At 71.2% G+C, this 4,104-nt stretch carries 3 protein-coding genes and 1 pseudogene; all 4 read left to right on the forward strand.

Features of this window, described 5'->3' with window-relative positions; all coding sequences use genetic code 11:
• Nucleotides 1-106: 106 nt before the first annotated feature.
• Complete coding sequence (locus CH341_RS29005; RefSeq protein ID WP_170149853.1) at nt 107-550, forward strand: tripartite tricarboxylate transporter TctB family protein; 444 nt, start codon at nt 107-109, stop codon at nt 548-550.
• Nucleotides 551-718: 168 nt separating this feature from the next.
• Complete coding sequence (locus CH341_RS29010; protein WP_111422726.1) at nt 719-2,221, forward strand: tripartite tricarboxylate transporter permease; 1,503 nt, start codon at nt 719-721, stop codon at nt 2,219-2,221.
• Between the two features lie 299 nt (nt 2,222-2,520).
• On the forward strand, nt 2,521-3,546 hold the full coding sequence (locus CH341_RS29015; protein ID WP_146604669.1) for a Bug family tripartite tricarboxylate transporter substrate binding protein: 1,026 nt from the start codon (nt 2,521-2,523) through the stop codon (nt 3,544-3,546).
• A gap of 174 nt (nt 3,547-3,720) precedes the next feature.
• Nucleotides 3,721-4,104, forward strand: a pseudogene (locus CH341_RS29020) (hypothetical protein); the annotation flags it as partial.

Below are 4,104 nucleotides of genomic sequence, written 5' to 3' on the forward strand. Positions count from 1 at the left end.
GGCTCGGCTCCCCTCCCTCCCGCGCCTGCAGGGCGTGGCGGGGAGGGGTCGGGGGTGGGGGGAGCCACCCGGCAAGGCGTCTCGTGACGCGTTAGGGACGGCATTGGTGCGACCGACCAAGAATCTTCTCGCCGGCCTGCTGTTCGTCGGCTTCGGGCTCGGCGGGCTGTGGCTCGGGCGCGGGCTGGAGATCGGCACGGCGGACGCGATGGGCTCCGGCTACTTTCCGCGGCTCGTCTGCATGCTGGCGATCGGCTGCGGCGGCCTGCTCGCCGTGCTGTCGCTGGTGTGGCCCGACGGGCGGCCGGAAGCGTGGCACTGGCGGCCGCTCCTGTGCGTCACGGCGGCCGCGCTCGCCTTCGCGCTGCTGCTGCGGCCGCTCGGGCTGGTCGCGACGCTGGCGATCACCATCCTGCTCGGCGCGCTCGCCGGGCCGATGCTGCCGCCGCTCCGGCTCGCCGGGCTCGTGGTGGTGCTGATCGCCGTCAATGTCGGCATCTTCGTGCTCGCGCTCGGCATGCCGATCCCGCTGTGGCCGGCCTGGTCGTGACAATGGGCGCGAGGGGACGGTCTCCGTCGTTCCGGGACGCGCGCGACAGCGCGCGGACCCGGAATCCAGCCACATGCTCGGACATCGTCGCTGGATTCCGGGTTCGCACCTTCGGTGCGCCCCGGAACGACCACCGGATGTCCGGCCAGGATCTGGTCTGAGGCCGAGATGCCCGATCTCCTCGCCAACATCGCCATGGGGTTCGGGGTCGCGGCGACCTGGCAGAATCTCGGGCTGTGCTTGTTCGGCTGCGTGGTCGGCACGGCGATCGGCGTGCTGCCCGGCATCGGGCCGCTCACCACCATGGCGCTGATCCTGCCGGTGACGTTCTGGCTGCAGCCGGTCGGCGCCCTGATCATGCTGGCCGGCGTGTTCTACGGGGCGCAGTACGGCGGCTCGACCACCGCAATCCTGGTGAAGATCCCGGGCGAGACCTCCTCGGTCGTCACCATCTTGGACGGCCACGCCATGGCCCAGCAGGGCCGCGCCGGGCCGGCGCTCGCCATCGCGGCGCTCGGCTCGCTGTTCGCCGGCACCGTGGTGACGCTGCTGATCGCCGTGGCCGGGCCACCGCTCGCCTCGGTCGCGCTGATGTTCCAGTCGGCCGACTACGTCTCGGTGATGCTGCTCGGCCTCGTCTCGGCCGTCGTGCTGGCGCACGGCTCGGTGCTCAAGGCGGTCGGCATGATCGTGCTCGGCGTACTGTTCGGGCTGGTCGGCACCGACGTCTCGACCGGCGACTATCGCCTCACCGGCGGGCTCGACGTGCTGTTCGACGGCATCGGCTTCGTGCCGCTGTCGATGGGCTTGTTCGGGCTCGCCGAGATCATGACCAATCTCGAAGGCAAGGAGCCGGCGCGGCCGGTCGCGACCCGCATCCGCGACGTGCTGCCGTCGCGCGCCGATCTCTGGCGCTGCCTGCCGTCGATGATCCGCGGCACCATCGTGGGCACGGTCTTCGGCATCCTGCCGGGCGGCGGGCCGACCATCGCGGCCTTCTCGGCCTACAGCCTGGAGAAGAAGGTCTCGCGCACGCCCGAGCGGTTCGGCAAGGGCGCGATCGAGGGCGTCGCTGCACCCGAGACCGCCAACAACGCCGCCGCCCAGGCCTGCTTCATCCCGATGCTGAGCCTCGGCGTGCCGCCCAACGCGCTGATGGCGCTGATGATCGGCGCCATGATGGTGCACGGCATCACGCCGGGGCCGGACATCATCACCAAGCAGCCGGTGCTGTTCTGGGGGCTGATCGCCAGCATGTGGATCGGCAACGCCATGCTGGTGGTGCTCAACCTGCCGCTGATCGGCGTGTGGGTGAAGCTCCTGCAGATGCCCTACGGCTACCTGTTCCCGACCATCCTGGTGTTCTGCTGCATCGGCACCTACACGCTCAACTCGAGCCCGGCCGAGGTGCTGATCATGACCGCCTTCGGCGTCGTCGGCTACGTGTTCCGCAAGCTCGACTGCGAGCCGGCGCCGCTGCTGCTCGGCCTGGTGCTCGGGCCGATGTTGGAGGAGAACTTTCGGCGCGCCATGGTGCTGTCGGGGGGCGACTGGAGCATCTTCGTCACCCGGCCGCTCAGCCTCGGCTTCCTTCTCGCGGCCGTCGCGTTGCTCGTCGCGGTGGCGCTGCCGGCGATCCGCAAGAGCCGCGAGGAGGCGTTTCGCGAGTAGGCGACGCCCCGCGCCGGCCACGCCGGCGCTTATGGTTCATGATTCGTAAATATCCAGTTCACGCAGACCGGCGCGCCGCGCCTGTCAGTCCGCGCTGATACGCATGCACGTCTACGTGATCCGACCAATTCAAGTCGACGCATGTCAGCCTAAATATTGGACAGGACGGTGCATTGCGCCGCTCCGCGCGTGTCGGCGGAGACCTGTCCCTCCCACCCGCCGGATCTCCCCGACATGCGTGAGGCGCCCGCGTGCACCTCGATGCGGCGCCCCGCCGGGGCCCGCGACGGGAGACCGCCGTGTTACGCCGAATGCTCGCTTGGGTCGTCGTCGCGCTCCTCACCGGAGCCGCCGCGAGCGTGTCCGAGGCCCAGATCTATCCCACCCGTCCGGTCCACATCGTGGTCGGCTTCCCGGCCGGCTCGACCACCGACATTCTGGCCCGCATCTACGCCGACAAGCTGACCGAGTATTTCAACCAGCGCTTCGTGGTCGACAACATTCCGGGTCACGCGAGCAACGATGCGGCCGCCGCGGCGGCGCGGGCCGAGCCGGACGGCTACACCCTGTTCCTCGCCAGCAACGCCCAGTCGGCCAATGCGGCGATCATCCCGGAGCAGCCCTTCGCGTTCCCGCACGCCTTCGCGCCGATCGCCATGCTGGCGCGGGTGCCGACCGTGCTGGTGGTCAATCGCGGCCTCGGCGTCTCCTCGGTGCAGGAGCTGATCGCCTACGCCAAGGCGCGGCCCGGCGTGCTGCGCTACGGCTCGTCCGGCCTCGGCACCGGTCCGCAGCTCGCGGCCGAGCTGTTCAAGGCGGCGAGCGGCGTCGCCATGGACCACGTGCCCTATGCCGGGACCCACGAGGCGGCGGCCGACGTCGTCGCCGGCCGGCTTCCGGTGCTGTTCGCGCCGCTTCCGACCATCTCGGGCATCGCCACCGACCGGCGCATCGTCTCGCTCGCCACCACGGGCGCCCGGCGCAGCCCGGTGGCGCCGAACCTGCCGACCCTGGGCGAGGCCGGTCTCGCCGGCATCGACGTCAATCTCTGGTTCGGCCTGATGGCCCCGCGCGGAACCCCGACCGAGATTCAGCGCGAGCTCGCCAATGCGGTGAGCCGGGCCGTCGACTCGAAGCTGTTCAAGGAGAACCTGACCTCGACCGGCGCCGAGCCGGTGCGGGCCTCGCTCGACTCCTTCGCGGCGTTCATCGAGCTCGACATGCAGTCCTGGGCGAGCCTCGTCTCGAAGGCGGGCGTCACGATCGAGGAGTTCCAACGTCCCACCGTGCGGACCGCGCCGGCCCTCCCGGTCGGCGGCCTCTGAGCCACCGCGTCGCGCGCAGCGCGAGCGGGGCGGGCGCCGCTCCCGTCCGTGCCGCGGCCGTCCGTGCCGCGCCCGCGTCTTCGCCTGTGTGAGCCACCTCACGGTTGTGGCGGCGTCGGCGGCGCATCCTCCCTCTCGACACCGGGCCGCTGGCCCTTTCGACGGGAGGATCCCATGAGGACGTTCGGTCTCGCAGCCGCCGCCATCGTCATCCTGAGCAGCGCCGCCCATGCCGGCTCCTTCTCGGTCCCGGTCAACGGCGGCACGGTTCGGGTCGACTTCGACGAGCGCTGTCGCGACAAGCTGTGCGGCACCGTGACCTGGCGCGAGCGCGGCGCCCGCGAGGGCCAGCGCATCGACCTGCCCGGGATCGGCTGGAAGGACCTCAAGGGCCTGTCGATCGGCGATCTCGGCAAGCTCGGCAAGGGCGACACCGAGGACGACACCGAGACCACGACGGCGACCACCACGGTTCCGGCGCCGCAGTGGCGCTCGCGGCCCGGCCAGGCGCCGGCCGCTCCGCCGGCCCCCACCGCCCAGCCGGCGCAGGCGCCCGCC

Origin of the sequence: Rhodoplanes roseus (assembly GCF_003258865.1) — a bacterium.
In the GTDB taxonomy this organism is placed as follows: Bacteria; Pseudomonadota; Alphaproteobacteria; order Rhizobiales; family Xanthobacteraceae; genus Rhodoplanes; species Rhodoplanes roseus.

Bases quoted from the DNA above. Each gene is read 5' to 3' on its own strand.
- CH341_RS29010 (WP_111422726.1), top strand. From the start codon at position 719: ATGCCCGATCTCCTCGCCAACATCGCCATGGGGTTCGGGGTCGCGGCG.